Raw genomic sequence first — 26,938 nt, forward strand, 5'->3', positions numbered from 1 at the left:
ATTTATTATGAATGAAAAAAGCAGCTGCCTGATGAACTTTGCCGTTCATTGCGCAGCTGCCCTGATTTTGCTCAAATATTTAAGAGTAAAATGATAATCGATAGCAAACTAAAGCATACACTCATTAAACTGATGAAAGCTACCGTCTGTTTGGGGTTAAGGCCCGAAGAAATCAAGCGGTGGTGGATTTGGGTTGCATCTGCCTTGTAAATGGATTCCCCACGGGAAAATCGCTTCAACACCACAATAAGATTATCAAAAATCGGTACGCCAAGAGCCAGCACAGGAATACTCAAAGATACCAGGGTAGCTTGTTTAAAAGCACCGCTTAAGGCAACGATGGCCAGAATGAACCCCAGAAAATTAGCTCCCGAGTCACCCATAAAGATCCTGGCCGGGTGCCGATTATATCTTAAAAATCCCAGGGAAGCCCCCACCAGCAATGCCGAAAGCAAAGCCGAATCACTTTGTCCTTTCGCCAAAGCGGCCACATAGAGTGTCGCACCGGCAATAGCGGACAGAATCCCGGCAAGACCGTCAATGCCATCGGACCAATTAATAACCGTAGTAACTCCTACGATCCACATGATACTTAAAATAAGCTGAATGATATAAGGCAAGACAATGTATTGCTGTGTAAAGGGATTCGTAAAGCCATAGAAGACAATCCCTGCAGAAAACACCATCCATGCCGCAAGGATATGGACCATGAGTCTGGGCAATGCCGGAAACTCCTTGCCAAGAGTTTTATACCAGTCATCAATCAGCCCAATCCCTAAAACGAGAACAGAAGCGATAATGATAGCCAGCGACTGGTAATTTATCGGTCTTACGAAAACTAAGTAGCCGATCATAAAGCCTAAGAAAATTCCAACACCGCCGAGTAAAGGAATGGGATGTTTATGTTTTTTTCTTTCCGTCGGTTTATCAACAAAGTTCCATTTCACGGCGAGCTTTTCCAATAGAGGTATACTCATAAAAACAATAAAGAACACGAAAAAAAAGGGGATAATAAACTCCATCAAAAGTACTGCCCTCCCTTATGTCACCCTTAAAGCAATACACTATTTACTCTAGATCGTTGCTACTATAAATCTTTATTACTATTAAGATCTTTATTATAGCATTTTATCCTCTAAAAGCGAACCAAGCCTTAGCTCTCATGTCCTGTAAACTAAAATTTCCCGACCTCCCCTCACAAGGAGAAAGTTTTACTCAGCACTACAAATTCTTCCTTGTAAAAGGTCTGCCCCGCCATTTATGATAAAAGAGGTATTGTGTAAAAATGTATTTATAGGAGGTTCCTGCATGTTGCACACAAACGGAGAGCAGTTGCTTAAGGAATTCGCGGACCATGCCTACCCCCGTCAGGTGGTAGAGGTGATCCCCGGCAGTGTTTATCATGTGATAGGCTATGGGCACAGCAATGCCGGTTTTATTATCGCCGAAAATTCCGTCATTCTCATCGATACTCTGGACAGCGATGAGCGGGCCCAAACCCTTAAATCCCTGATCGCTCAACATACCGACAAACCGGTTAAGACTATCATTTACACCCACGGTCATCCGGATCATCGCGGGGGTTCCGGTGCCTTTATGGACAGCAATCCGGAGATCATTGCCTTTGCTCCTTGCAAGCCTGTTCTGGGGCGAATGAATGCTCTCCATGATGTGCTCAATCAGCGTGGCATTCGCCAGTTCGGCTACCAACTCAGCAATGAGGAAGCCCTTACCCAAGGCCTTGGAATTCGGGAGGGCAAGGCTCAAGGAGAGGGGCAATATGCCATTATGCCGCCGACCACAGTCTATCAAGAAGACACCGTTCTTCGGTCTCTAGACGGCATTGATCTGGAGCTGGCAGCGGCACCCGGTGAAGCCGACGATCAGATTCTGATCTGGCTTCCTGCACATAAAGTCCTCTTCTGCGGTGATAATTACTATGGCTGCTGGCCTAATCTCTACGCTATCCGCGGCAGTCAGTACCGGGATGTCAGCGCCTGGGTGGATACACTGGATAAACTCATCGCCTACCGGGCCCACTATCTGCTGCCCGGCCATACCCGCCCCATCATCGGGGAAACCGCTGTTCAGGAGACCCTGACTAATTTTCGGGATGCTATCGATTATGTTCTTACGGAAACTCTAAAGGGAATGAATCAGGGCATGACCATGGATGAGGTGGCCGAAGCCGTCAAGCTGCCTGAAAAATGGGCTAAGCTACCTTATCTGGGCGAGTTTTACGGCACCGTGTCCTGGTCTGTCCGGGGCATTTATGCTGGTTATGTAGGCTGGTTTGACGGTAACCCCACTCACCTCAATCCGCTGCCGCCTGCCGTTCAAGCCCAAAAAACCGTGGCTCTGATGGGCGGAGCAGAAACGGTTCTATCCGCCATCGGCCAGGCCTTGGCTGACCAGGATTATCAGTGGAGTATCGTCCTTGCCGATCTGCTGCTTGTTATGGACCGCTCCCATAAACAAGCCAAAGAGTACAAAGCCCGGGGACTGGTGGGACTCGGTCATAGGGAAACCAGTGCCAATGGCCGCCATTATTACCTTGCCTATGCCAAAGAGTTACTGGCCGAATAGAAGGATCAAGATTTTCTTCTCTAGCATTTAGAAATATGATATACTTCTTCCGTTGTCATGCAGCATAGGTCAACATCATGATCTACTCATAAGCGATACAACGGAAATGGAGACACCCATGAACAGGTCGTATCTCAAATACATAACCTCCCTGATTTTGTTCGGCTTCAACGGAATTGTAGCCAGTCATATTTCTTTAAGCAGCTATGAAATTGTATTTACAAGAACACTCATCGGCAGTCTGTTTCTGGTTATTGTCTTCGGTTTTTCCAAACAAAAGATGCGGTTTTTAAGCAATAAATCCCACTTTCTCTATCTGAGCCTATCCGGCGTGGCCATGGGTGCCAGCTGGATGTTTCTTTATGAAGCATATACCCAAATCGGTGTGAGCATTGCCACCCTTGCCTATTACTGCGGTCCTGTGATTGTTATGATCCTTTCTCCCCTTCTTTTCAAGGAAAGGATGACAAATGCCAAACTTATAGGTTTTCTCGCCGTACTGACGGGCATGCTTTGTGTCTCCGGTCAGGCGATGTCTGAGGAGAAGACCCTTTTCGGATTAATGTGCGGGCTCTTATCCGCCGTGATGTACGCCGTTATGGTGGTCTTCAATAAAAAAGCAGTCAGCATAACCGGACTTGAAAACTCAATGTGGCAGCTGATGGCAAGCTTCGCCACTGTCTTCCTCTTTCTTGGCCTGAAGCAGGATTTTTCCATTAGCATTGCCTCGGGGGATTGGCTGCCCATTCTGATCTTAGGCATCGTCAACACCGGTATCGGCTGTTATTTCTATTTTTCCTCTATCGGTCATTTGCCGGTGCAGACAGTAGCCATCTGCGGCTATCTGGAACCCCTTTCCGCTTTGCTGCTTTCAACTGTTCTCCTGGGGGAGAGATTAAGCTTAGTGCAAGCCCTTGGCGCGCTGCTGATATTAGGAGGCGCTGCTTTTGGGGAATTGTACCGTCGGAAACTCCCGGCCAACTCTTCACTGACCACATGAACCTGGTATGAATGCAGAAATAATTTCCAGGCCTTTTAACTCTAAAAATCTGCTTCCTTATCCGTATTAATGGTTGTATCCATGAAAGGTTAAGGAGGCATCGCTTTGAAACGACTGAAATTTCGCGTGTGGAATAAAGTATCCAAGAAAATGCATAATCCTCAAGCCATCAGTTTTGATATCCAAAACTGCAATCCCTTCGCCGTAAGCATCCCAGCGAAATCCTGGGATCCCGCTGAGAAATATGAGTTGCTGCAATGGACCGGTTTAAGGGATGAGGGTGGCACAGATGTCTATGAAGCGGATTTAGTTCTCATCGACTATGAAATTTACAAAGTTCATTGGCATGAATCTGAAGCAGCCTTTAAGCTTATATCTCTGAAAGGTTCCCTGGAGAAGGAAGCCGGCCTCCTTCCTACGGGCAAAATTATCGGCAATACATATGAAACGGAGAATCTTTAGACCGTTATCTTTTGATGGAATGGTCCTAGAGAAAGGGCATACCCAACAAGTGCTAGGCACAAGATGGGTATGCCCTTTTCCTTTACAATAACCTCAAGATAAATACAGCCGCCAACACCAATACCAATGAACCCAGGGCCATCGGAAATATTTTCTGCAGCAGTCGATTTTCTTCAGAGCGAATATTACATACAGAAGCTCCCAATAAGACGCGGGAAGGTGAAGCCATTGTCATATGTGAGGAGCTCGTGTTCTGCATACTTGCGAATAATTCAGGAGGCATTCCAATTTGTTTTGCTACTTCGACCTGAAGATTAATCAGCATCGCATTAGAGGCTACATTGCTTCCGGTAAGAAAACCGCCGAACCCACCAATAAGCGGCGAACACAATACAAAAGCTGAACCGAAAGCAGCGGCTGCCGCCTGGGCAAGGGTGGTTGTCATTCCTGCCGCTGCCATAATCTCCGATGTCCCTATAAAGGCAATAGTGGATAAGGTTACCGGAAGCCATTGTTTTAGAGACAGCTGAACCGCTCTTTTAATGACATGCTTTTGAATTTTGAAGAGAAGGATGGTCAACAAGCAAGTAAGGAAGATCGAAAAGCCAGGAGAATATAGCACGGGCAGACTGAATGAATAAGCCGGTAAGCTGAATACCGCATGAGAGCCGGCAAATTCCTTGATCGGCGGAACCAATCGGGATATAAACAGGACTCCCGTCAAAATCAAATAGGGGCTCATCGTTTTTAAGATGTCCGCTTTCGATTGATTTCTGGCCGCTAATGAGAAAGCGGCCTCCTCGGGAGTGCTTTTCGCAGTGAAATAAATGAATGCAAATTCCACGCCCAGGGCGACTAAAGATGCGAACACTCCCGCCAGTTCGACACTGACGTAAGCATTGAAAAGCCAAACCGAAAAAGCCAGTGAACCTGCCACCAGCATAAGCTCCGCCCATTTCGCTCTGACTCCCTGCCATCCTCCGGCCAGGTAAACAGCGGTCACAGCAAAGTAAAAAAAGGTAGGAATACTTAAAGCCGCTACATCCGTTCCCAGCCTCTGAAAAGGAATTCCCGCCAGATTTGCCCCGATATACGTTCCTGTTGCCAATGCTCCCCAGGGCACAGCGCTTAAACCCAGCAAGGATAGCAGCACTGCTTTAAAGCGGCTGAAGCCCAGCTCAACCAAAATAGGGGCGACGACAATAATAGCGATCCCATAGCCACTGACCGATTCAACTAAAGGTGAAAAGGCCACGACCAAAAGAATAACTTGCCTGACCGGATCCTGTGTTGAGCCAGAAATGAGGGACGCGATCCTCTTGATAAGGCCCGTCTCGTTCATAATATGGTACAAGAAAATGCCAAAGAGCAGCACATAAGCAACTATAGCTGAGGTTAACACAGCTTTCACGGTGGCATGTAAGATCTCCTGTCCCTCTATCTGAAAGCGCGGAATAACCAGGGCAATTAAAAGCGTGAGCAGATAGGCGCTTGTTCCTGCCCGGACCGCCGATTGCCGCAGGATAAACAGCAGAACCAAAATGATTAAAAAAGGCATAGCAGCCAGGATGATTTCCAACAGTTCGAACTCCTCTTTTTCTTAAGATAAAGGTTTAAACATTCGTGTTAAAGTTCAGTGCAACTGACAGTATTGCTATGTTACAAAATTATATACAAAAAATGCTGCTATTAAAAGATTCAATTTTCCCCTTGTCCGCTTTTGCCGGCAATTCATGAACCTGAATAACCTACAAAAAAGGAGCCATAGGAAATTCAGATTTCCCATGGCTCCTTTTCTATAACTAAGCAATCATTACCCGCATTTAGAGTATCCGCAGTGGGTGCAGACGACACAGCCGCTTTCGTGATTAATGCCCATACCGCATTCAGGGCAGGCGTTGCCTTCAGCTACTGTGGCTCGGGTCTTTTGGGGGTTGGTGATGGAAGCGCTCTTGCTTTGTACCGGTTTTTCTTCCACTGCCGGCTGAGAAGTAACCTTTACGGAATTAACCTTGCCTTTACCCAGTTCTACATATTCCTTAATCACACGGGCGATGGCATCGGGGCAGGAGGTGACATTAACCCCTTCCCGGCGAATGCAGGCGGGGCAACGAATGCCTTTGACCTGCTCGATGATGGCATCCACAGAAATTCCGGAACGAAGGGCGATGGAGATCAAGCGGGCTGTAGCCTCGGATTGGGAGGAGCAGCCTCCGGCCCGCCCGGTGTTGGTGAAGATCTCGCAGATTCCCTTCTCATCAGCCATAACACTGACATAGAGATTACCGCAGCCAATGCGGATCTTCTCGGTAACTCCTGTGGTGGTCGTGGGACGGGGACGGGGCAATACGGTATTCACTTCCGGAATGAAAGGCACCTTAGGAATGGATACTTGTGTCTTGGCTTCCTCAGCCTTTTCTTCAGCCTTCTTGGCGATTCCTGTGGAGAGAACCTGTTCTTCCCTGCTGCCGTCCCGATAAACGGTCAAGCCCTTGCAGTTGAGTTCATGGGCCAGCTCATAAGCTTTAGCGATATCTTCATGGGTAGCATCATTGGCGAAGTTAATGGTTTTGGAAACAGCGTTATCTGTGTATTTTTGAAAGGCAGCCTGAATGCGGATATGCCATTCGGGCTCGATCTCCTGAGCAGTGACAAAGACCTCCTGCACCCAGTTTGGCACTTCCGGGAAGCCCAGGACAGTCCCTTTCTCCGCAATCTTGCGCATAAGCTCCGGGGAGTTAAAACCATAGTCTTCAGCAAGGCTTTGGAAGATGGGGTTGACTTCGATTAAGGGTGTCCCATCCATGACCGTCTTGGTATAAGCCACTGCAAAGAGGGGTTCCACCCCACTGGAAGCACCGCAGATCATGGAGATGGTTCCTGTAGGCGCGATGGTAGTTAAGGTGGCATTGCGCAGGGGACGGACGCCATCATAGATGGAGCCTTGATAGTTGGGGAAAGTGCCTCTCTCTTCAGCCAGACGCTGGGACTCCAGGCGGGCCTCAGTCTGAATGAAGTTCATGACCTTTTCGGCATACTCCACGGCATCCTCTGAAGCATAGGAGGTCTGAAGAAGAATCAGCATATCCGCAAAGCCCATAACGCCCAGACCGATCTTGCGATTGCCTTTCACCATCTCTTCGATGGACGGAAGGGGGTAGGTGTTGGCTTCAATGACATTATCCAGGAAACGGGTAGCCAGACGGGTAATCTGCCCTAAGCGCTCCCAGTCCACTACGACTTTGCCGTTTTTCTCAGTAACCATGAGTTTAAGGTTAATCGAACCCAGGTTGCAGGCTTCGTTGGGAAGCAGGGGTTGCTCGCCGCAGGGATTGGTAGCTTCGATCTCACCTAACTGAGGGGTAGGGTTGTCCCGGTTCAGACGATCCAGGAAAATGATTCCCGGCTCACCATTTCTCCAGGCATGATCTACGATCAATTGAAAGACATCAGGTGCATAAAGCTGTCCATCGGCTTCCTTGGTATGAGGGTCGATCAGGTTATAATGGCGTTTTTCCTGGACTGCTTTCATAAACTCTTCCGTAATCCCTACGGAAATATTGAAATTGGTAATCTCTTTATTGTCTTCCTTGCAGGTGATGAATTCCCGAATATCCGGATGATCCACCCGCAGGATTCCCATATTGGCTCCACGGCGGGTCCCGCCCTGCTTCACGGCTTCAGTGGCTGCGTTGAAGACCTTCATAAAAGACACAGGGCCGGAGGCCACTCCGCCGGTGGAACGGACCGTGCTGTTTTTGGGGCGGAGGCGGGAGAAGCTAAAGCCTGTTCCACCGCCGGATTTATGAATAATCGCTGCGCTTTTTATGGCATCGAAAATTTCCTCCATACTATCTTCCACAGGCAAAACAAAGCAGGCGCTGAGTTGACCCAGGTCACGTCCTGCATTCATTAAGGTTGGGGAATTAGGCATAAACTCCAGTTTAGCCATCATCTCATAGAAGGATTTGGCCAGTTCTTTGACTTCTTTTTTAGTTTTGCCAAAGGTCTCCTCCACTTGGGCTATGATGCTGGCGACCCGATAAAGCATATCTTCCGGGCTTTCCACAACCTTGCCATTCTCTTGCTTGAGATAGCGTTTTTCCAGAATGACCCGGGCATTGGGTGTTAAATTGGCTTTCAGCCAGGCTTTCGGTGCTGATTCTTGGAAACTCAAAATTAATCCCCAACTTTCTCTAAAACTTTACCTTTTATGTATTTTCTCTTCTATTTTGGAGGATATTCTCGTAATTTAGAATAGGTCCCCAGCCCTATTTTCCTCAGTCCTAGGGGGCATAGAAGAGCTCAACTTCCTGTTCAATTATTTGCTGCTCTTTTTTTCCACTAATTCATGCAGTTCTTCTAAAAAACGCTGAACATCCTTAAACTCCCGATAAACGGAAGCAAATCGTATATAAGCCACTTCATCCAGATGGACCAAAGCATTCATGACCACTTCACCAATGGCCTTACTCTGCATCTCACGCTCGCTGCCGTTGCGCAGACCTTTTTCGATCTCATAAACCAGGGTTTCGATCTGCTCTATAGAAACGGGCCGCTTTTCACAGGCTCGTAAAATACCAGCTTTCAGCTTCCCCCGGGAAAATTCCTCCCTGCGCCCATCCTTTTTGACCACAATCAAGGGTGTATCTTCAAATTTTTCGAAAGTGGTGAACCGCCGGGCACACCGTTCACATTCCCGCCGCCGACGTACAGCGGTCCCTTCCTCCACTTGCCGCGATTCCAGGACTTTCGTCTCATCATTCCCACAAAATGGACAATGCAATTCAATCCCCCCATATATAGCGTTCAATCTATCTTACCAACACCATATGTAGTATGTCAAAACTCTGAATTCCCCTTTTTTACTTATTGCCCCCTTTTTATGTCACTCGTCCCTCTTCACTCTCTTGCGTATGGACTTGTCCAAAATAATTTATTCCATGCCAACATGGATTTCCAGACCCAGGGCAAACTATCAAGGATACTTATATCCTTCGCAGAATGAAAGGAGATATGGCCTTATGGTGGAAAAAAAGTTTCCGGATAAACCGGCTAACCCGGATACGAAACCTGCTCAGAACCATAAACCGGATAAGGCGCCTAGCATGGATTCCCGGGATGGGCACGGTTTGTCCAAGGACCAGGCATTGCAAGGCAAGGGTTAAACTTCCCTCTCCGGTCCAAAAAACGAAGGAGCTGCGGAAAGGCGAACTTAAGGTTCTCTCTCCGCAGCTCCTTGATTATATCAGCCAGCTTTTTCAGTCATGAGGCATCTGAGGCATCTTTTCTATTTCAAGCTCTAACAGCTCTTTGTAAAGCTCTTTCCGACGGTCCGCCAAGAAAAAAGTATCCCGCATAGACTGCCGTTTCGGACTTCTTAAGGTATTAATCGGCTTGGCCGGAAGGTCAACGACAAATAATCGCTCCTGAGTGTCTTGATTTTCAGCTAATACTTCTCCTTTAGGACCGAAAACCAAAATCCCGCCGCTGAACTCTTTATCTCTGTTGTTGGTGCCCACAAGATTGCAGGCGCAAAGATAGACTGAATTGTCATAAGCCCGGGCTCCCAGATACCTCTTCCAGATCTCTTTCCGATCCCCGGAAACTACAGGGGAAGCATGGGGGGCAAATTGAATTTCTGCTCCTTTTAAAGAACAGATGGTTGAGAGTTCCGGAAAATGCCAATCCCAGCATATACCTATGGAAAACTTAACTCCACCGGCTGCAAAGATAGGGAAAGAGTCCCCCGCCGTAAAATAATGCTGCTCAATGCGGCCAAGATGGACTTTACGATAAACCTCCGGCTCACGATCCGGAAACACAATCAATTGCGAAATATAGGGCTTCTTCCCTTCCGGAGACTTTTCAACCATCCCCACAAGCAAGATGAGGCCAAGATCCCGGGCACACTCCCTGAGACGGGCTACGGCCATGCTATCCAATGGGTCCGCAATCTCCGAGGCATCTTTAGGAGAGTAACCATGGAGTGCACACTCAGGGTAACATAAGAGGCTGACCCCTTGGGAGGAAGCAACTTCCGCGGTCCGGATAATCTCCTGCAGGTTTCTCTCAGTATCTCCTACTTTAGCTTCGAATTGAGCAAGTCCAACCCGAATATCCTGTAACATGTCCCAATTCCTTTCCAGCTATGTTTATCCCCCAGCAGATCACACCCTTCTATGCTTCCAGACAGTCGCAGGGATAGAGCTCTTTGTCATCTTCACAGTTGCCATTGATGATAGCCTCAAGGAGATCCCGATCATGCAGCATACTGATGAGAAAGCGCTCATCCTTAGTTTGAGTAGTATGAGCAAGTGTTAACATATTCAAGGGCCGATACACAGGTGAGTCCTGGACCTTCAAAACCTTAAATAAGCCATTTTCACATTCCCGGCTCACTGTCAGGGATGAAATGATGGTAATGCCGATACCGGCAGCCACAACTTTCTTGATAGCCTGAGTGCTGCCCAGTTCCATGGTCACGTTGATCTGAGAGAGGTCAAGGCCCATTTCCTTAAGGGCCAGTTCGGTAACTTTGCGTGTGCCTGAGCCTTCTTCCCTCATGATAAGCCGCTCCTTGGCCAGTTCGGCCAAAGTAATACTGTGGCGGGCGGCCCAGGGGTGGAAGGAGGGAACAACCACTACCAGCTCATCCTGCCAAAACTTTTCAACGACAATTTCTTTATTACGAGGTGCCGGCCCCTCAATAAGTCCGATATGAATGCGTTTTTCGATCACTTCCTGGGATATAGTCTCCGTATTGGCGATTTTCACCTTAAAGTCCACATCGGGGCGAATCTTATACAAATAAGCTAAAATATTCGGCAGAATATATTCACCAATGGTCAAGGTAGCCCCGATATAAATGAGTGCTCTCTGATCTTCAGTTAATACACTAATTTGTTGTTGGGCAACGGTGAGAATATTTAGTATATTATTCACATGATCATAAAAAACTTCTCCTGCTTTGGTTAGGGTAACACCTTTATTGGTTCTATTAAAGAAACGGGCGCCATAGAGGTTCTCCATATTCTGAATCTGCAGGCTGATGCTGGGTTGGCTCATATGCAGGCGCTTCGCAGCCAGGGTAATGTTCTTCGTATCCGCGACTTCTTTAAAGACGACAAACTGCTGTTCAAACAAAAGTCTCCGCTCCTTTCCCACAAAAGACCTTGTCATTTAGAATTTTTATGACAAGTTCATTATAACACAATTACCTTGTCATAACCGACTTTTTTCACATATCACACGATTTACCAAAAAGGGCCATCTCTTCCGTAACAAAGAGATGGCTCTTCATTTCTAGACTATTAGAACATCTTATCGGCAATAAAAGAGGAATCAGCTGCTTTTAAATAGTTCGAAAACCATCTTCGATCGTCGTTCTTTGTACTGGGTGGCAAGCTTCACCATACATTCCGCCCAATCAGGAGAACCCAGGGCATGAATATGATTATAAGCAGCCATTACACCCTTATAGCATATCCCCTCATACTTGCCGTCGATACCGTGCCCCCGCTCCACTTCAAAACCAAACTCAATCTTCGTTCGATCCAGGTTAAGCACACTGGAATTATGGAACTCATGTCCACGAATCTTGGGTTGACGGAACCAGGGATTGTTTTCCAGAACTTTCATCACGGTATAGCCATGCCCTTGGGGTTTCTTCTCCATCCTGGTATCCAAAGGCAGCAATCCTACCATGTCGTAGGAACCATCACCGGTTATAATGGATCTCCCTAAAAACATAAGTCCGCCGCACTCAGCATAGATCGGTAAGCCGTCCTCTCCCGCTAAGCGTATCTCCTGGCGGAGAGTCCTGTTGTTGGCCAATTGCTCAGCAAACACTTCGGGAAAGCCTCCCCCAATATACAGAGCGTCAAGATCCTTAGGTAAATGCTGGTGAGCGAGGGCACTGATGGTCACTAATTCTGCTCCTTTAGACTCAAGGACAGCCAAGTTTTCCGGATAATAAAAGGAAAAGGCCGCATCGCGGATCACTCCGATACGCGGTGCAGGAGGTTTTGTCTTAAGAGGATATCCCTGAGATACAGAAAACTTAGTCGGAGTTGAGTAAGAAAGAGGCGCAGCAGTCCGTGCCAGCTCCATAATTTTAGCTATGTCTACATTTTCGCTAACCACATCGGCAAGATTATCCAGAAAAGTATCGGTTTCAGACCATTCACCGTTGGTGACCAGCCCCAGATGACGATCCGGAATTAATATTCTTGAATCCTTAGGGATCGCCCCAACCACCGGAATCCGGCAGTATTGTTCGATAGTTTCTCTGGCCAATTTCTCATGTCGGGCACGGGCTATTTTATTCAACACCACGCCTACAATATTAATATTGGGATCAAAGTGTTGGCATCCCATGACAATAGCCCCTAAGCTGCGGGTAATTCGGGTTGCATCGAGAACAAGCAAGACTGGAGATGATGTTATTTTAGCTATCTCAGCCGTTGAAGCACTGCCATTGATATCTAAGCCGTCAAAAAGTCCCATAGCACCCTCAATGAGACTGAATTGACAGTCCTGAGAGTGCTGTGCAAGGGAGCGACAAATATCTTCCTGACTCATCATGAAGGAATCAAGGTTACGGGATACTCTGCCGGCGGCCGCAGTATGCCAGCTGGTATCGATGTAGTCCGGACCTTTTTTATAAGGCTGAACCGGAAGGCCTTGTCGGCTCAGAGCACGCAGCAGACCAAGGGTAAAGGTTGTTTTGCCGCTTCGCCCTTGAGGGGCTCCGATAACCAAACGAGGGGTGCTGAGAGTACTCATTTGCTGATTTTCATGATTGGTGGTCATTGCTCTCATCCTTTCCTTATTACCGGAGCCTAAGGTGTCCAGGGCAAAGTCGACCCTAGATTAAACGCGACTGGGCTTAGCCGCCCTGTGGCACCCGCCTCCTATAGAGGCAGGTGGCCTGGGGCGGGTTGGTTCAGTATTATACGCAGCCGGTAGGTTTGGGAAGTCCGGCAATTTTACAGGCGCCTTTTCCAGGGCCGGTTGGGAACAGATTGTAGATGGTTTTTTGATCGTAGCCGGTATCTTTGAGCAGCTTACGAACCATAGGAGCTACCCCATATTGATCATAATAGTCGCGGAGGTAATTAATCACCCTCCAGTGCTCTTCGGTAAGTTCTTCTACATCTTCGTTAGGAGCCAAAGCTTTGGCTACGTCCTCATTCCATTCAGCAGCATCTTCTAAGAAGCCGTCTTCATCGAGTTCGTAGGACACTCCATTTACTACTAATTCAGCCATTTTAAAATTCCTCCTTGTTCTTTATTTGAGTTTTTTTGAGAAAACATTATATCTCTTCTCTGACACCAATGACGACTTTGTAAAGGATCGTGATCAGCAAGGCACCAATGGCGTATACCATAAGAGTAACCGCCAGTTCTGTGGCCGTCGGGGTGTATTCCACCACATGTTCTAATGGGGTAGGAACAAATCCGCCTAAGACCAAGCCTAACCCTTTATCGATCCAAGCCGCTATGAAGACAGAGAGCAGAGCGAAGGGTAAGATTTTTTCGTTGCGCCGGAATTTGGGGACAACCAGTAAGAAGATCCCCACAAAGGCCAGAACAACGGCAACCCACATAAAGGGCACCAATTGACCATGCCCGTGCAGGCCTGCGAAAAGGTATTGCAGGGGATGCATGTGTCCGGGAATATTGCTGTAAAATGCGGTGAAAAACTCCAGGATGTAGAAAAATACATTGGCAATCATCGCATAGGTGACAATTTTAGCTAAGGATTGTATGGCTTCCTTTCCTGGGTCAAAGGTGCTCACCTTGCGGACAATCATGCAGAGAAGAATCAGCAAAGCAGGTCCTGCCGCAAAAGCTGAGGCTAAGAAGCGGGCCGCCATGATGGCTGTAAGCCAAAGATGTCTTCCCGGCATCCCGGAATAAAGGAAAGCTGTTACGGTATGAATACTGACCGCCCAGGGAATGGAGAGATAAATCAGAGGCTTAACCCAAGCCGGAGGGGGAAATCCTTTGCGTTCCGAGCCTAATGCGGTCCAGCCAATCACCAGGTTGAGGAGCAGATAGCCGCATAATACACACATATCCCAGAACATCACGGAATGGGGTGTGGGATGCAGCAGGACGTTCAGAATTCTGTCAGGGCGTCCTACGTCCACGAAAATGAACAGGATACACATGATGACGGAAGGAACCGCCAGGAATTCTCCGAGGATGACGATTTTGCCAAACTTCTTGTAGTTATGCAGGTAATAGGGAATGGCCACCATCACTGCCGAAGCCGCGACTCCTACCAAAAAGGTAAATTGGGAAATGTAGAGGCCCCAGCTGACATCCCTGCTCATGCCGGTGACTCCCAAGCCCTCGTTATACTGCCTCAGGTAAGCCAGAAATCCACCCAAGATAACTACAAGTAAGAAACCGACCCATAGCCAATATCTTTTACTGCCGGATAAGGATTTCTCAAGCACGCTCCTCACCCCCGATCAGATAATAGACACTGGGCTGTGAGCCCAATTCAGGCTTACGCCGAATGGAGTAATGGGTGCTTAATACTTTTCTCACTGCGGAATTGGGATCCTCCAGGTCGCCATAGACAATCGCCCCTTTGGATTTCTCCACACAGACAGGCGCCAGCCCTTGATCCAGACGCTCCATACAGAAGGTACATTTTTCTACAACCCCTTTGGAGCGGTGAGGATATTCCGGATTGATCTTGGCAAGATGAGGTTTGGGATCCCAGTAGTTGAAACTGCGTGCTCCATAGGGACAGGCGGCCATGCAGAACCGGCAGCCGATACAGCGGTGCATATCCATTCCTACAACCCCATCTTCTCTTCTGAAGGTAGCCTGGGTAGGACAGACCCGGACACAAGGCGGATGGTCACAGTGATTGCATAGGGTCAGGAAAGGCATGGTCTTGGTTTTCTCATCCAGGTAATGGTTTTCATCCCCAGGGAAAACATGTTCATAGGTATCTGTCCAGATCCACTTGATTTCATCTTTTTCATTCCCCATATCAGGGACGTTATGAAGCTCGTGACAGCCTTTAATAATTTCATCGATATCCGCCTGGCTGAGCTTGCTCATATCGATGACCATGGCCCAGCGCTGAGCTGCTAATTTGTTTTCGCTGGTAAAGTCCGCTGCTTTAAGGGGTTCCAAAAGTTCAAAGGCATCGAGGGTAACTGCTCCCCCCAGTCCTAAGGCAGCAATGACTCCAGCTTTTTTCAAAAACTCTCTTCGATTGATGCTCATTTCTCTGCCTCCCTTGGCCCGGCATGGCAAGCCCAGCAATCAGGCTCTACCGCTGCATAATTATGACAGGAGTAGCAGAACTGGTTATCTCCCTGATTGGCTGTTTCGGCTGTGTAGTAAACTGTTTCGGGCGTATCGTTATGACAGTTTAAGCAGGTATTTTGGAGACTCATTTCAAATTGTTCTCCCTGGCTGTTGGTGTAGGTTGTTTTGCCTTCGCGAACGACAGCATCCCGCCATTCCAACAAGAGGTGCATATGGTTTTCTCTCATATATTCAGTGCCTTCAATGCACTGAGTAGCCCCTAGTTCCCGTATCACCGGGGTATCCGTATTGATCTCCGGCTTGGCATCCGCCTTGCCCATATTATAAAGGAAGGGCATGATGGCGATAACCACAAAGATCAAAAGGCCACCGATTGTTTTTCCTCCCTTACTCATCTGCTGTTACCCCCTTTTCGGGTAAATCCTCGCCGCGCAGGTCTGTGGTTCTTTCCTTCTCACCCGTCATGACCAGAGCATTGGCCACCAATTCATGGACGCCGATCACGCCCACTCCGGGGGCCCAGTAGTCCATGAGGGCTGGTAAAGCAGCTCTGTCCACGGCACAGATATTGGCTAGCATATTGACTCCGTGTTTGTCTTGAACATATTTTACGGCATTAGCTCTTGGGAAACCGCCCCGCATACGTTCTTCCATATTCTCGGAAGCATTGAGTCCCGAACCGCTGCCACAGCAGAAGGTCTTTTCACGGATGGTGCTTTCCGGCATTTCGTAGAAGTTGTTGCAGACATTGTTGATAATGTAGCGGGGTTCCTCCAGGAGTCCCATACCGCGGGAAGTATTGCAGGAGTCATGATAGGTAACTTTAAGATGGTCGTTACGGCTGGGGTCCAGTTTCAATTTGCCATGCTTGATCAAGTCTGCTGTGAATTCTGTGATATGAATCATTTTGGTGGAAGCTGCGTTATCAAAGCGGGTTCCTGTGATAGGAGATACCGGAACTTCCAGAAAATCAGCCGGCTCATTCCAAGTACCCATATACTGATTGACAACCCGCCACATATGGCCGCACTCACCGCCGATGATATACTTGACCCCAAGTCGTTTGGCTTCAGCATAGATCTTGGAGTTTAAGCGTTTGGCCATTTCGTTGGAGGTAAAGAAACCAAAGTTTCCTCCTTCAGAGGCATAGGTGCTCCAGGTATAGTCCAGACCCAATTCATGGAAGAGCATCAGATAGCCCATACAGGTGTAGATGCCTGGATCCCCCATTAGGTCTCCCGAAGGGGTAACAAAGAGAATCTCTGCGCCCTTGCGGTTGAAGGTCGGCTCGACGCGGACTCCTGTGATGTCTTCGATGTCATCGCACATCATCTCAATGTTTCCGGTGATAGCATGGGGCTCCAAACCCAAGTGATTACCCTTCATATAACAGTTGGCCACAGGGCCGGCAATCCAGTCAATGTTCAGCCCCAGCAGGTTCAGCAATTCCCGGCCAATGATGGTGATCTCCGCCTGGTCAATGCCGTAGGGACAGAAGACGGAACATCGCCGGCATTCTGTACATTGGTAGAAATAGTACCACCATTCTTTAATGACCTCTGGGGTAAGGTCTCTGGCACCGGCCAGACGCCCCAGAAATTTTCCAGAGGGGGTAAAATATCTTCTATAGACGGAACGCAGGAGCTCTGCTCTGAGAACCGGCATGTTTTTGGGATCCCCGGAGCCAATATAGAAATGACATTTATCAGCACAAGCTCCACAACGGACACAGATGTCCATCATGATTTTAAAGGAACGGTATTTGGTAAGCCGTTCACCGATTCCTTCGATAACTGTAGATTTCCAGTTCTCCGGCAGCTGCCAGTCTTCATCGACAGGAGACCAATCCCGGGCATTGGGAAATCCTACAGTTTCCAGGTTTTTGCCCTTGGCGCCCCAGCAGAAGGTACCCGGTTCAAAAGGGGTAGTGACAGGGGTATCCATCCATTCCGTGGAGCCGGGCTTATAATCTATCTTCGACAGTTCTTCCGACTTAGGGAGTTTATATTTTGCCATTTTTTAATTTCACTCCTTCTCCACCGGGATACCCGCCTTAATCATTTTGGTTCTGAAATCGTCTTCATACTCTTCATAAGTATGGACTTCAACGGGATAGTTCCAAGGGTTGATATGTCTTACCATACGGTTGTTGCTCTTCATATTCCGGGTTGGGTTCATAAAGATTCCACCCATATGCATCAGCTTGCTTAAGGGGAAATAGGCAAACAAGCAGCTGACAAAGAACAGGTGAATATAAAAGATGGTGCCGATTCCATCAGGGATATGAGGGGTGAAAGTGAGTAAACCAACGGCAAATTCCTTGATGCTGGCGATATCTACTCTGAATATATAGCGCATGAGTATTCCTGTGGCAGCGATTCCCATGAGAAGGAAGAGGGGGAAGTAATCCGCGGCCAAACTGATGTATCTCACTTGAGGGGCCACGACTCTCCGCAGGAAGAGAAAGGTCAATGCGGCGACAATAAGCATGTCGGTAATATAGAGAGCAGGTAAACCAATCTGGAAGAAACTGTCCAGACTATCCAAGGAACTGATAACCGCCGGAACCGGCTCCAAAAACAATCTTAAATGACGAATGAGAATGATCAATAAGGACCAGTGAAACATCAGGCCAAAGAGCCAGAGCCATTTATTGGAGCCATGGGCCAATTGGGGACCATTTTCTCCATTCCTCAGCTCGGTCTTGGAATTCCGGAATAAGGACCGGAAAAGTAAAACTTCCATAGCCATTCTGATGATGACTCCGAGGTTGGAGGTGGGGTTCTCGATCTTATTCTGCTTAATCCAGTCAAAGGATTTGCCTTGCCCGACCGTGGTCGGGATTCTAAAAGGCACAGGGGTGCGGGCCCAACCCATGATCCGGTAGATGAATCCCCCCAGGAATAAGATGAGGGCCAGGTAGGGAAGAACAATGCCAAATAGACCCTGTAAGTTGGCCAGCCCAACTCCTACTAGAGGAATAAGCATCAATATTAATACAGCGATTAAAGAAAATAAGGCTTTCACGTTACAACCTCTTTTCTCTTGGTATTGACCCGAAAGGGTTCTGGTTCGGAATGTGGTTCCTCAGGTTCTGTATCTGAACGGGGTGTTACTAAATTCGCTTGCTGCAATAGTCGGTAGGTCTGATTTCTTATTTCCATCGTCCTGAGATCTGCTAGCTTATCGCGACATTCTGAATATATATCAAAAGAAGCAAGTGCTAACTGGTCAATTTGAGTTTCAAAGTCCAGAAGAGCTTTGGCTATACGCTCTTCTTCAGCCACCTTGCCCAGTTCTTCTCGAATTATCCTTTTTAAGAGGAACACAAAACTCACAGCCTGGGAAGCAGTAAAGCTCTGGACCGCTCTCACCTTAATCATATCCTTTAAAAATAAATGCACTTCATTCTCTTTACTTTCTTGGATTAAGGCTGTAAAGGTTTGCTCAATACCCTGGCTGATGGTGTTTCCGATCGGATTTGCAAACTCATCACGTTTCTCTTTTAGGAATTTTGCTGTCTCTTTAGGGTAAGTGTTGATGACTTCACGACACCATTTTTCAATAATGACGGCCTGTTTTTCCGTGAGGAGACTTCTTAAGGTCTTATCCATATAAGCCAACTCCTTGGTGTTTTAATTAGAAAAGGAGTTTTCTCGTTGCAGGGGGAGAACCTCCTGCAACGAGTTTCATTGAGTAGTGTTGTTTCGGAAGGCTTAGGTTGGTTCTTTGACTTTACCTTTGAGGGCGATGAAGGTGGTGGTGATATAGAGATATTCCACCTTGTCCTCCATAGCAAGTTCCTTGACTGCTAAATCTACATCGCCTTTTTTTTCTCCGATTTGTGCAGCAATCTCCTTGCTTTTTGCCTTCTCAACGGTGTCCAGAAAAGCTAAGACCTTTTCCTTAATAACGGGGTCGGCAGCTCCTTTTTGCATATCCATTTCCCCCCTAAATCTATTGAAAATTTAATGGAACGCTTAATATTTAAACGCGGCGGATGTACGGAAGGTCTCTCTGGAGAAGATGAAGTCGTCGATGAGTTTTTCGTTGAATTCGATACCGGTTAAAGTAAAGAACCTTTCCCAACCAATTCTCTCGATCCACTCACCCATTTTCTCCCCTTTATGAGCATTGGCCGCATAGGTCTCGACAATATTGCGAACAGCATCGGTCACTTCCGGCCAACGAGGTGGGTTATTCGGCAGGAAGGGAATAACCATCCGTGAGAACATCGGATTGGTCCGCGCATTGGCGACCTTTCCACCAACCAAGATGGCAATTCCGTCGTTATCAGGGTCAATGATTTCCATACCGGGTGACATGGTGTAGCAGTTGCCGCAATACATGCACTTGGCATCGTTGACTACGACACTCTTTTCTTTGGGATTAGGACGGATAGCGCCTGTGGGGCAGCTGGCCACCAAGCTGGGAATTTCTGTTCCCTTACGGATCTTCTCATGGTCAATACGTGGAGGTGTTCTGTGCACACCAACAATAGCTATATCACTGCAGTGAGCAGCACCACACATGTTCAGACAGCAAGCCAAGCTGATTTTCAATTGAGCAGGTAATTTTGAGGAGACAAAATACTCATAGAGGTCATCCATAACGGCTTTAACCACACCGGAGGCGTCGGTAGCCGGAGTATGGCAGTGAACCCAACCTTGAGTATGAACGATATTGCTGATGGAAGCGCCTGTACCGCCTACGGGAAGGCCTCTTTCGCCAAGAGCAGCAATCAAAGGTTCAACTTTAGCGGCATCGGATACTAAGAACTCAACATTATGACGAGCTGTGAAACGAAGGTAGCCGTCGCAATACTCATCAGCCAGATTACAAATTTCACGAATGAAATCTAAGGAGACAAGACGAGGGGAGCCAACACGAACGCTGTATAATTCTGCTCCGCTTTCAGAAACGTGTTTCAGCACACCTGGTTTCGGATTTTCATGGTAGCGCCATTTTCCATAATTCTCATGAATGATGGGCGGCAGCTGCTCCTTATAATTTAGAGGCCCCTGATCTAAAATTGCCATTATTAACCACCTCTTACTTCTTTATTTCATCTTCTGGCCAGAAGACATAGGGGTTAGCACGCGGACGGTAAACCATTTGTGGTACAGCCGGTAAACCAATTGCCGTAAGGAAATTAGTCATGCCTAGGCGATAGATAGTTTCCCCGATTCTCTCGCGAGTCTTACCGTTTTCATCCCACCATTCCCAGATACGACCCATGAGATCTTTGAACTCTTCGAAGTCGCCTTCCATCTTCATGAAAGGCACGATGACCCAACCCATGAAGGCAGACTGAACGATTGTGGACTTACCACCGATAAGGATGGTTGCTCCTCTTTCTTTTCCAGGTGTGATAGCTTTGGGCATTCTGTTGATGCAATGCATACAACGTGTGCACTCTTCAGCGATAACGCTTAATTCTTGAGTTTCTGCATTGAATTTCAAGGCGTTTGTTGGGCAACGGTCACAAACGACGTCTTGGATATTCAGCCCTTCAGCAACATAAACTTTTACCGCCTCTTGGTCGATGATGAGACTATCTCTCCAGGTACCGATGATGGCGCAGTCAGAACGAGCGATGGATGCGGTACAGTCATTGGCACAACCGGAGAATTTAAATTTAAATTTATAGGGCCACATGGGGCGGTGTAACTCATCTTGGTATTCGTTGGTGATGTTATAGCAAGCTTCTAAGGTGTCGTAGCAGGCATGCTCACAACGTCCTGGTCCAACGCAGCAGCTGGGAGATCTTAAGTCGGAACCGGATCCACCCAGATCAAAACCTTCTTCACTCAATTCATCAAAGATGGGTTGAAGTTGGTCAGTGGTTGTCCCAAGCAAAATCGCATCTCCGGTAGCTCCGTGGAAGTTCATAAGTCCACTTCCCCGTTTTTCCCAGATATCGCAGATAGTACGCAAGGATTGGGTGTTGTAGAACCAACCGCTTGGGGAATTGACACGTACTGTGTGGAAGGCAGCCAGGTTAGGATACTCTTCTGGTAAATCAGAGTAACGACCGATTACTCCACCGCCGTAACCTTTAACTCCAACGATACCGCCGTGTTTCCAATGCCCTCTCTTTTCCTCATAGGATCTTTCCAAGAGATGAAGGAGTTCCTTCGAGGCTTCGTTTTTCACGGCAGCCTTTTTGATTTCCGTCACAAAGCTGGGCCATTGTCCTTTTTCTAACTCATCCAGTTGTGGCGTTCTCTTTTCAGCCATGACCTTACCTCCAATTCAAGAATTTCTTTTTATATATTTCTACATCTCTGTAATGGATGCAGCACCCGTTGGGCAAACAGATACACAACTTTCACAACCCATACATTCGGTTTCATCGCCGACGACTTCGGTGATTTCCCCGTTGAATTTCAACAGATGTGCCGGGCAGGCATCTGCACAGGCATCGCAACCGGAGCATGAATCGGGATCAATGGTTATGATGAACATCTTCCTTCACCACCTATCTATCTAATCCTTGTGTGAACTTACACTTTCCAAGTCCATTTAACTACGATTCAAGCTTTGTGTAAAATAGAGAATTCCAATCGTGCAATACAAAATACTCATTGTGTATTATTTAGCAATTACATATTCAGGGCAGACTGCAAGGCTCCCCAGGTGGACATCCCTCCTTCCAGAAAACTAACATCCTGGAATCCCACTCCTTTAAGGAAGCAGGCTGCATCGTATCCGCGAATACCCAATTCACAGAACGTGACCACTGGGCTGCCCTGAGGTATTTCAGTATATCGTTTCCTTAGTTCCCCTAAAGGTATCACTATGATCTGGGAACCTTCCACAGGGTTGGCCCTGGTCTCATCTCCTTCGCGCACATCCACAAAGATGATGGATTTATCTTTTTTCAAGCGTTCAAGCAGCTCAAAGGGATTCACGGTATCCACGATCCCAAGTTGCTTGTTCTCCAAGGTATTGGCCGCATGAATCAAAGCATCAATGGCCGTAGCGAAAGGCGGGGCATAGCTCAAATCCAAATTGCTGATATCCTTAACCGTGCCATTGAATCTTAAGATGGTTATAAGGACATCCAATCGTTTAATAGCCTCTCCCGTACCGCAGACCTGAGCGCCCAGCAGCCGTCCGCTGGTTCTTTCGGCAATGAGCTTGATGGTCACCGCCCCATGAACGGGATAGTAATGAACTGCGTCAAGGCCGGTGCTCAGGCTTGTTATCACATCATAGCCCAGCTCCCTGGCCTCTGGCTCTCCCAGTCCTGTCCTTCCTACATTGAGTTCGAAGGCTTGAAAGACTGAAGTAGCGCAAATGGCTGGGAACTCTGAAGCCCTTCCGGCAATATTGTCAGCGATAACCCGTCCCTGCTTGTTGGCGGTCGATGCCAAGGGAACAAAGACTTGGCGGCCGGACAGCATATTGACTTGTTCAGCACAGTCGCCGCCGGCATAGATGTAAGTGTCGTCGGTCTGCATGTATTGGTTGACTTGAATAGCACCCGTTATGCCAAGGGTCAAACCGGCTTGTCGGGCCAGAGTAACCTCCGGTCGCACTCCTACAGCCACAATGACCAACCCGGTTGTGATAGATTCGTTCTCTAAGATAACTCCATTGACCTTCCCGTCCTCATCTCCGGTCAACTCTTTGACGGGACAATTCAGTCTTAGATCGATCCCCCGGCTGCGCATCTTGTGTTCAACGAGAAGGGCCATATCCGGATCAAGCAGTTTGGGGACGACACTGCCTTGACTTTCGCACAGAGTGACTTTTAGGCGCGGTCCGGCAATGGCATCAGCCACTTCAATGCCGATTAGACCGGCACCGATGATGGTGGCATGTTGGATCTTCTTTTCTTTGATCAAGGCTTTAATGTTCACCGCGTCATCCAAGCTGTGTAAGGTATAGACATTCTGGTGCTGGATTCCGGGGATGGGCGGGACTACTTCCTTAGCCCCTGTGGCCAGAACTAAATGGTCATAGTCCAGATCTCTTTCCTCGCCTGTGGCAAGGTTCCGGACCCTGACCTTTTTCTGTTGACGATCGATGGCCAGGGCCTCGGTCTGGGTTAATACATTGATGCCCTTGGTGTCCTCAAAATACTGGGTGTCGCGAATCAGCCCCGCGGAGGTCTTCATAAGGTCTTCTATTTTGGGGACCAGGTTGCCCAAAAACAAGGGCAACCCGCAAGATCCATAGGAGACGATCTTCCCCTTTTCGACCACGGTTATTTCGGCGTCTATAGAAAGGCGTCGTAAGCGTGCTGCTACCTTAGGGCCTGTGGCAACCCCGCCAATAATCACAACTTTCACTTTACCACCTCATCTTCTTGCCCCGCCGCAAGCAGCAGGATCTGGCCTACTCTTCTTCTAAGAACTCAAAGAAGGGTCTCTTGAGATCAGCCATAGCGTTGACGACCAGCTCAATCAAGCCGCCATATTGGACATTGAACTTATCTGTTGCTTCGTAGTACTCCAGGATATCCCGCATGGTTCCTTTACAGTTGGAGCACGGAGCACAGATATATTTAACGATCTGGGGATCTTCGATAGTATCCTGAAAAGCGTTAAGAATCTGGGCGAACTTCTTGCGGGCACTGATCTTTTTCAGGAAGTCTCCGAAGTTCTGACTATGCATGATGGCAAAACCGCTCCCGCCGCCGCAACAGTAGTTATCTACCCCATGGGGGGTCATTTCACGGAATTGGGGGGCGAGCTGATGTAAGACTTCCCGTTGGGGCATGACAATTCCCATTTGCCTTACCACGTTACAAGGGTCATGAAGGGTCACCGGGAAATTGTTCCGGCTGGGATCGAATTTGATGGCTCCTGATTTGACGATATCCCGCAGTAAGGGGAAGAAACTTTCCACAGGCACCTTATCCGATCCGGGGGCCATTCTATCCGCCGACACGGCCGCCGCTTTATGAGCATGTCCGCATTCCCCTTGGACAACTCTCCGCACTCCCAGATCTTTGGCTACTTTCATTTGAGCCAGAGCAATTTTCTTCGCTTGGGCATCATCATACCAAATTCCGTAGTTGACACTGTCATAGCCCATCATTTCACTGCTGATGGTCCAGTCGATCCCTGCTGCTTCAAAAAGAATGGCAAAAGCGATGGGGTTTTCCGGCCAGGCCCGGTATTCTCCTGCATTGTGCATTAAGAGAATATCGGCACCTTTTTTATCAATGGGGAATTTGATTTTCAAGCCAAACTTCTCATCCATTTCCTCTTCCAGGAATTCCACGATATCCAGGAAAGCCGGCTTGGTAAGTCCGGTGGAGGAACCTGTCTTCAGCTGATTCTCCGTTCCTTTTTTGTGAATGGGGCTGGGGGCAATCCCCATTTCCATGCTGAAAATCTTGCGGATTTCTTTGGCCATGATGCCGTTGTCCAACCCCAGAGGACAGGTCTGGGCACAACGACGGCAAAGATTGCATCGATAGGCGGATTCGCCAAGACGGGCGATGCTTTCCCAGGTTGCCTCGAGGTCGGCGCCTACTAAGCCGCCAAGCAGTTTGCCGCTGGTGGTGAAGTACTTTTTATAGATTTTGCGCAGGGCCTCTACCCGGAAAATGGGCCGATAAAGTTCATTATTGCCGGACCCTTCATAGATATGGCAGGCATTGGAGCAGGTATCGCACTTAGCACAGTACTCAAAGGAAAGCATTAAGGGCTGTCTCATACCGTTGTTGGCGTCGGTGAAAAGCTTCTCCAATCCGCTCAAGAACTTACGGACAAACTCCTCTTCTTCTTCTTTGGATTTGGGACGGGTTAGTGTATCAATAGCAACAAAGCCATCCAAGGAGGTACAGTACTTTTCACGCCATGCCGGTTTGACTTCCATGAAATCGGGCTCCATGCCGGGTTTATCGTAAGGGCGCGGCAAAGGCATAAGTTCTTCCACTTTGACCAACTGCTCGTCAGGCCTATTTAAATCACTGGGCTTTAGGTCTTTATGATTTATCATTATGTCAAACTCCTCTCCTCGATTTCATTACCCCTACTTAGGGGACTTCTCCGTAGGTGCAGGTGCACCGGCAATATGGGGGGCTGACCATTTATTCTGAGGGCGATATTGAGCAGCCTGTCTGATTTTTTCCTCAACCTTACTGCCCGCGACATTCGGATCATTATCCCAGATAACCATGTGAAAACTGAAGAATTTACCTACATAATGACTCATCTTGCTTATTGGGATGTATATCAGCATAATTCCGGCCAGAATAATATGAACCGTCAATAAGGGCTCCCCGTTCAAGGGTTGGAAAGACAGGACATTAGCCATAGCATCCCGGGCATTGCTCATGGTAATATCTGAACTCCACACCAAAACGCCGGTTAAAGTCACGACGAATAAGAGCAATAAATTGAAATATTCCTGTGGCGTAGTGTATTTTTTGAGGATGGGGTCTGCGACCCGGCGCACCAACAAGCTGACGGCACCGAAAGACGCTAAAAAGAAACCTACCCAGCCAACCAATGGGGTCGCATAGTAAAGGAGTATACCCCAAAGACCGCCGTCGGCGGCGACGGTTCCACCCGCTAATTGGGTTGCGGCGGCTGCTACAAGGATTACAGTCCAAGCGATAATAAAATAAATGCCCAGGTGAAGTGAATAGGATAGCCACCAAAGAGATTTTTGGTTCTGGAAAAGCTTTTTAATGAACAGAATCTCCTTCAACATGTCAACAATCTCGGATGCTGTCGATGTTTCATGAGGCTTAGCCCACCATTCGGCTTGCTCATAATAGGATCCTCCATGCTCATGCCCCTTTTCTTTGGGAACAGGATAGAGATCCAAGCGCCCATGCATTGGCATTTTAGTGTACTCATACGCTTTATACGCAGAGAGTGCTAAAAATAAAAACATGGCTAGAATCGCATAAAAGACTAGAAACAATGTCTTCTACCTCCTTGATTTAGTAATGATTGTTAATACTATCACTTTTAGTCTAGGTCAGTTTAAAGTCTTTGTAAAATTTGCTTTTGCAATTGTGAACATTAGGATTACCGATACCTAGTAGGAAATTAACTTCATACTCTTTCCCGGTACCGCTCTTCTTGATACGGTATCCCTTTTATCCATCCTGAGCCCGGATATTGGTTTAGGTATAACCATCACCGGAAAGCTCAGCCCGGCCTGCCCGGCAGCCCTAAAGCCTGCTTCAATAGACAGAGTGAATTAGTCTCAATAAACTTTGTGAAATTTCCTCCATAAATTATCCCTATATCGTTCATTTTAAATTCATATTTCACATATTTAGTTATAGGACCTATAATAAAAACAAATAGAACATCTTTTCACTTTCACGGCATTAATGTGAATGTGGTATCTTTCCCTATGATTTTTTTCCCTTATTAGTTATATTATAACAGCAAACACTCGACTTGTGAGTATTCCAAATATTCAGTTTAATAATCTTTGTATACTTGTTATCTTTCATCCAGCGTGGATGAATAAAATAACTTAAACCTAGAGGGGGTGATTTATGACAATTTTCGATTACTTTCACATTCACAAACTTTTGTAAAGGAGGAGGAACTAAAACTTAAGTAGATTCGCTAATACGATATTACTAAGCATCGTTTCGAACCC

Annotated in this window: 25 protein-coding genes; 4 read left to right on the forward strand and 21 right to left on the reverse strand. The window is 47.5% G+C overall.

Features of this window, described 5'->3' with window-relative positions:
• Positions 1-71: 71 nt before the first annotated feature.
• The gene (locus tag DESLBE_RS15230; RefSeq protein ID WP_242831859.1) at positions 72-1,025 is read right to left on the reverse strand and encodes an MraY family glycosyltransferase; all 954 of its coding nucleotides are present in this window, start codon (positions 1,023-1,025) and stop codon (positions 72-74) included.
• Positions 1,026-1,308: 283 nt separating this feature from the next.
• Between DESLBE_RS15230 and DESLBE_RS15235 the strand changes: the two genes are divergently transcribed.
• The 3 genes from DESLBE_RS15235 (at position 1,309) to DESLBE_RS15245 (ending at position 4,048) form a co-directional block, all read left to right on the forward strand.
• Positions 1,309-2,586, forward strand: coding sequence for an alkyl/aryl-sulfatase (locus DESLBE_RS15235; protein WP_015942650.1), 1,278 nt, complete (start codon positions 1,309-1,311; stop codon positions 2,584-2,586).
• Between the two features lie 118 nt (positions 2,587-2,704).
• A complete protein-coding gene (locus DESLBE_RS15240; protein WP_015942649.1) occupies positions 2,705-3,586 on the forward strand; it encodes a DMT family transporter in 882 nt (293 codons plus the stop codon).
• A gap of 105 nt (positions 3,587-3,691) precedes the next feature.
• Complete coding sequence (locus DESLBE_RS15245) at positions 3,692-4,048, forward strand: YopX family protein (RefSeq protein ID WP_015942648.1); 357 nt, start codon at positions 3,692-3,694, stop codon at positions 4,046-4,048.
• A gap of 82 nt (positions 4,049-4,130) precedes the next feature.
• Here DESLBE_RS15245 and DESLBE_RS15250 read toward each other — a convergent pair whose 3' ends face one another.
• The 3 genes from DESLBE_RS15250 to nrdR form a co-directional block, all read right to left on the reverse strand.
• Positions 4,131-5,627, reverse strand: coding sequence for an L-lactate permease (locus tag DESLBE_RS15250; protein ID WP_144677454.1), 1,497 nt, complete (start codon positions 5,625-5,627; stop codon positions 4,131-4,133).
• Between the two features lie 234 nt (positions 5,628-5,861).
• The gene (locus DESLBE_RS15255; protein WP_144677455.1) at positions 5,862-8,225 is read right to left on the reverse strand and encodes a vitamin B12-dependent ribonucleotide reductase; all 2,364 of its coding nucleotides are present in this window, start codon (positions 8,223-8,225) and stop codon (positions 5,862-5,864) included.
• 144 nt (positions 8,226-8,369) lie between these two features.
• Complete coding sequence (nrdR, locus tag DESLBE_RS15260) at positions 8,370-8,834, reverse strand: transcriptional regulator NrdR (protein ID WP_144677456.1); 465 nt, start codon at positions 8,832-8,834, stop codon at positions 8,370-8,372.
• A gap of 238 nt (positions 8,835-9,072) precedes the next feature.
• Between nrdR and DESLBE_RS26595 the strand changes: the two genes are divergently transcribed.
• On the forward strand, positions 9,073-9,216 hold the full coding sequence (locus tag DESLBE_RS26595; RefSeq protein WP_015942646.1) for a hypothetical protein: 144 nt from the start codon (positions 9,073-9,075) through the stop codon (positions 9,214-9,216).
• Positions 9,217-9,309: 93 nt separating this feature from the next.
• Here the strand turns inward: DESLBE_RS26595 and DESLBE_RS15265 are convergent, their stop codons facing one another.
• From DESLBE_RS15265 to DESLBE_RS15345, 17 genes are all read right to left on the reverse strand, one after another.
• Positions 9,310-10,179 carry a nitrilase family protein gene (locus DESLBE_RS15265; protein ID WP_144677457.1) on the reverse strand — a complete coding sequence of 290 codons (870 nt, stop codon included), beginning with the start codon at positions 10,177-10,179 and terminating at the stop codon, positions 9,310-9,312.
• 49 nt (positions 10,180-10,228) lie between these two features.
• On the reverse strand, positions 10,229-11,230 hold the full coding sequence (locus DESLBE_RS15270) for a LysR family transcriptional regulator (RefSeq protein WP_172625440.1): 1,002 nt from the start codon (positions 11,228-11,230) through the stop codon (positions 10,229-10,231).
• 162 nt (positions 11,231-11,392) lie between these two features.
• Complete coding sequence (locus DESLBE_RS15275) at positions 11,393-12,862, reverse strand: cobyrinate a,c-diamide synthase (protein WP_035213761.1); 1,470 nt, start codon at positions 12,860-12,862, stop codon at positions 11,393-11,395.
• A gap of 139 nt (positions 12,863-13,001) precedes the next feature.
• On the reverse strand, positions 13,002-13,319 hold the full coding sequence (locus DESLBE_RS15280; RefSeq protein WP_005810486.1) for a TusE/DsrC/DsvC family sulfur relay protein: 318 nt from the start codon (positions 13,317-13,319) through the stop codon (positions 13,002-13,004).
• Between the two features lie 46 nt (positions 13,320-13,365).
• Positions 13,366-14,517, reverse strand: a complete 1,152-nt coding sequence (gene dsrP, locus DESLBE_RS15285; RefSeq protein ID WP_005810488.1) for a sulfate reduction electron transfer complex DsrMKJOP subunit DsrP — start codon at positions 14,515-14,517, stop codon at positions 13,366-13,368.
• Complete coding sequence (gene dsrO, locus DESLBE_RS15290) at positions 14,510-15,304, reverse strand: sulfate reduction electron transfer complex DsrMKJOP subunit DsrO (protein WP_011459005.1); 795 nt, start codon at positions 15,302-15,304, stop codon at positions 14,510-14,512. The genes dsrP and dsrO overlap by 8 nt, the downstream gene beginning before the upstream one ends.
• Positions 15,301-15,744 carry a sulfate reduction electron transfer complex DsrMKJOP subunit DsrJ gene (dsrJ, locus tag DESLBE_RS15295; RefSeq protein ID WP_005810493.1) on the reverse strand — a complete coding sequence of 148 codons (444 nt, stop codon included), beginning with the start codon at positions 15,742-15,744 and terminating at the stop codon, positions 15,301-15,303. Before dsrJ ends, dsrO begins: the two co-directional genes overlap by 4 nt.
• Positions 15,737-17,365 (reverse strand): sulfate reduction electron transfer complex DsrMKJOP subunit DsrK, encoded by a 1,629-nt coding sequence (gene dsrK, locus DESLBE_RS15300; RefSeq protein WP_005810495.1) that lies wholly within the window; start codon positions 17,363-17,365, stop codon positions 15,737-15,739. The genes dsrJ and dsrK overlap by 8 nt, the downstream gene beginning before the upstream one ends.
• A gap of 9 nt (positions 17,366-17,374) precedes the next feature.
• Positions 17,375-18,376: a sulfate reduction electron transfer complex DsrMKJOP subunit DsrM gene (gene dsrM, locus DESLBE_RS15305; RefSeq protein WP_005810497.1), complete on the reverse strand. Its 1,002-nt coding sequence runs from the start codon at positions 18,374-18,376 to the stop codon at positions 17,375-17,377.
• A complete protein-coding gene (locus tag DESLBE_RS15310) occupies positions 18,373-18,963 on the reverse strand; it encodes an RsbRD N-terminal domain-containing protein (RefSeq protein WP_144677459.1) in 591 nt (196 codons plus the stop codon). Before DESLBE_RS15310 ends, dsrM begins: the two co-directional genes overlap by 4 nt.
• A 102-nt stretch (positions 18,964-19,065) precedes the next feature.
• Entirely contained in the window at positions 19,066-19,287 is a 222-nt protein-coding gene (locus DESLBE_RS15315) for a hypothetical protein (RefSeq protein ID WP_015942642.1), read from the reverse strand.
• Between the two features lie 42 nt (positions 19,288-19,329).
• Entirely contained in the window at positions 19,330-20,388 is a 1,059-nt protein-coding gene (dsrB, locus tag DESLBE_RS15320; protein WP_144677460.1) for a dissimilatory-type sulfite reductase subunit beta, read from the reverse strand.
• Positions 20,389-20,401: 13 nt separating this feature from the next.
• Positions 20,402-21,589: a dissimilatory-type sulfite reductase subunit alpha gene (gene dsrA / locus DESLBE_RS15325; RefSeq protein ID WP_144677461.1), complete on the reverse strand. Its 1,188-nt coding sequence runs from the start codon at positions 21,587-21,589 to the stop codon at positions 20,402-20,404.
• A gap of 39 nt (positions 21,590-21,628) precedes the next feature.
• Positions 21,629-21,817, reverse strand: a complete 189-nt coding sequence (locus DESLBE_RS15330; protein WP_072775310.1) for a 4Fe-4S dicluster domain-containing protein — start codon at positions 21,815-21,817, stop codon at positions 21,629-21,631.
• 137 nt (positions 21,818-21,954) lie between these two features.
• On the reverse strand, positions 21,955-23,649 hold the full coding sequence (locus DESLBE_RS15335; protein WP_144677462.1) for an FAD-dependent oxidoreductase: 1,695 nt from the start codon (positions 23,647-23,649) through the stop codon (positions 21,955-21,957).
• A gap of 46 nt (positions 23,650-23,695) precedes the next feature.
• On the reverse strand, positions 23,696-25,309 hold the full coding sequence (locus tag DESLBE_RS15340; protein ID WP_005810511.1) for a (Fe-S)-binding protein: 1,614 nt from the start codon (positions 25,307-25,309) through the stop codon (positions 23,696-23,698).
• A gap of 33 nt (positions 25,310-25,342) precedes the next feature.
• Positions 25,343-26,242, reverse strand: a complete 900-nt coding sequence (locus DESLBE_RS15345; RefSeq protein ID WP_011459003.1) for a respiratory nitrate reductase subunit gamma — start codon at positions 26,240-26,242, stop codon at positions 25,343-25,345.
• Positions 26,243-26,938 lie beyond the last annotated feature (696 nt).

The organism is Desulfitobacterium sp. LBE (assembly GCF_007830365.1).
Classification (GTDB): domain Bacteria; phylum Bacillota; class Desulfitobacteriia; order Desulfitobacteriales; family Desulfitobacteriaceae; genus Desulfitobacterium; species Desulfitobacterium hafniense.

What these genes read in the sequence shown, in the direction of transcription:
- dsrK (WP_005810495.1), bottom strand. Translation starts at nt 17,365, where the DNA reads ATGGCAAAATATAAACTCCCTAAGTCGGAAGAACTGTCGAAGATAGAT.
- DESLBE_RS15240 (WP_015942649.1), top strand. Translation starts at nt 2,705, where the DNA reads ATGAACAGGTCGTATCTCAAATACATAACCTCCCTGATTTTGTTCGGC.
- DESLBE_RS15235 (WP_015942650.1), top strand. Translation starts at nt 1,309, where the DNA reads ATGTTGCACACAAACGGAGAGCAGTTGCTTAAGGAATTCGCGGACCAT.
- DESLBE_RS15330 (WP_072775310.1), bottom strand. Translation starts at nt 21,817, where the DNA reads ATGTTCATCATAACCATTGATCCCGATTCATGCTCCGGTTGCGATGCC.
- DESLBE_RS15275 (WP_035213761.1), bottom strand. Translation starts at nt 12,862, where the DNA reads ATGACCACCAATCATGAAAATCAGCAAATGAGTACTCTCAGCACCCCT.
- DESLBE_RS15340 (WP_005810511.1), bottom strand. Translation starts at nt 25,309, where the DNA reads ATGATAAATCATAAAGACCTAAAGCCCAGTGATTTAAATAGGCCTGAC.
- DESLBE_RS15270 (WP_172625440.1), bottom strand. Translation starts at nt 11,230, where the DNA reads ATGACAAGGTCTTTTGTGGGAAAGGAGCGGAGACTTTTGTTTGAACAG.
- dsrA (WP_144677461.1), bottom strand. Translation starts at nt 21,589, where the DNA reads ATGGCTGAAAAGAGAACGCCACAACTGGATGAGTTAGAAAAAGGACAA.
- DESLBE_RS15280 (WP_005810486.1), bottom strand. Translation starts at nt 13,319, where the DNA reads ATGGCTGAATTAGTAGTAAATGGAGTGTCCTACGAACTCGATGAAGAC.
- DESLBE_RS15310 (WP_144677459.1), bottom strand. Translation starts at nt 18,963, where the DNA reads ATGGATAAGACCTTAAGAAGTCTCCTCACGGAAAAACAGGCCGTCATT.
- dsrB (WP_144677460.1), bottom strand. Translation starts at nt 20,388, where the DNA reads ATGGCAATTTTAGATCAGGGGCCTCTAAATTATAAGGAGCAGCTGCCG.
- dsrO (WP_011459005.1), bottom strand. Translation starts at nt 15,304, where the DNA reads ATGAGCATCAATCGAAGAGAGTTTTTGAAAAAAGCTGGAGTCATTGCT.
- DESLBE_RS26595 (WP_015942646.1), top strand. Translation starts at nt 9,073, where the DNA reads ATGGTGGAAAAAAAGTTTCCGGATAAACCGGCTAACCCGGATACGAAA.
- DESLBE_RS15315 (WP_015942642.1), bottom strand. Translation starts at nt 19,287, where the DNA reads ATGCAAAAAGGAGCTGCCGACCCCGTTATTAAGGAAAAGGTCTTAGCT.
- DESLBE_RS15265 (WP_144677457.1), bottom strand. Translation starts at nt 10,179, where the DNA reads ATGTTACAGGATATTCGGGTTGGACTTGCTCAATTCGAAGCTAAAGTA.
- dsrJ (WP_005810493.1), bottom strand. Translation starts at nt 15,744, where the DNA reads ATGAGTAAGGGAGGAAAAACAATCGGTGGCCTTTTGATCTTTGTGGTT.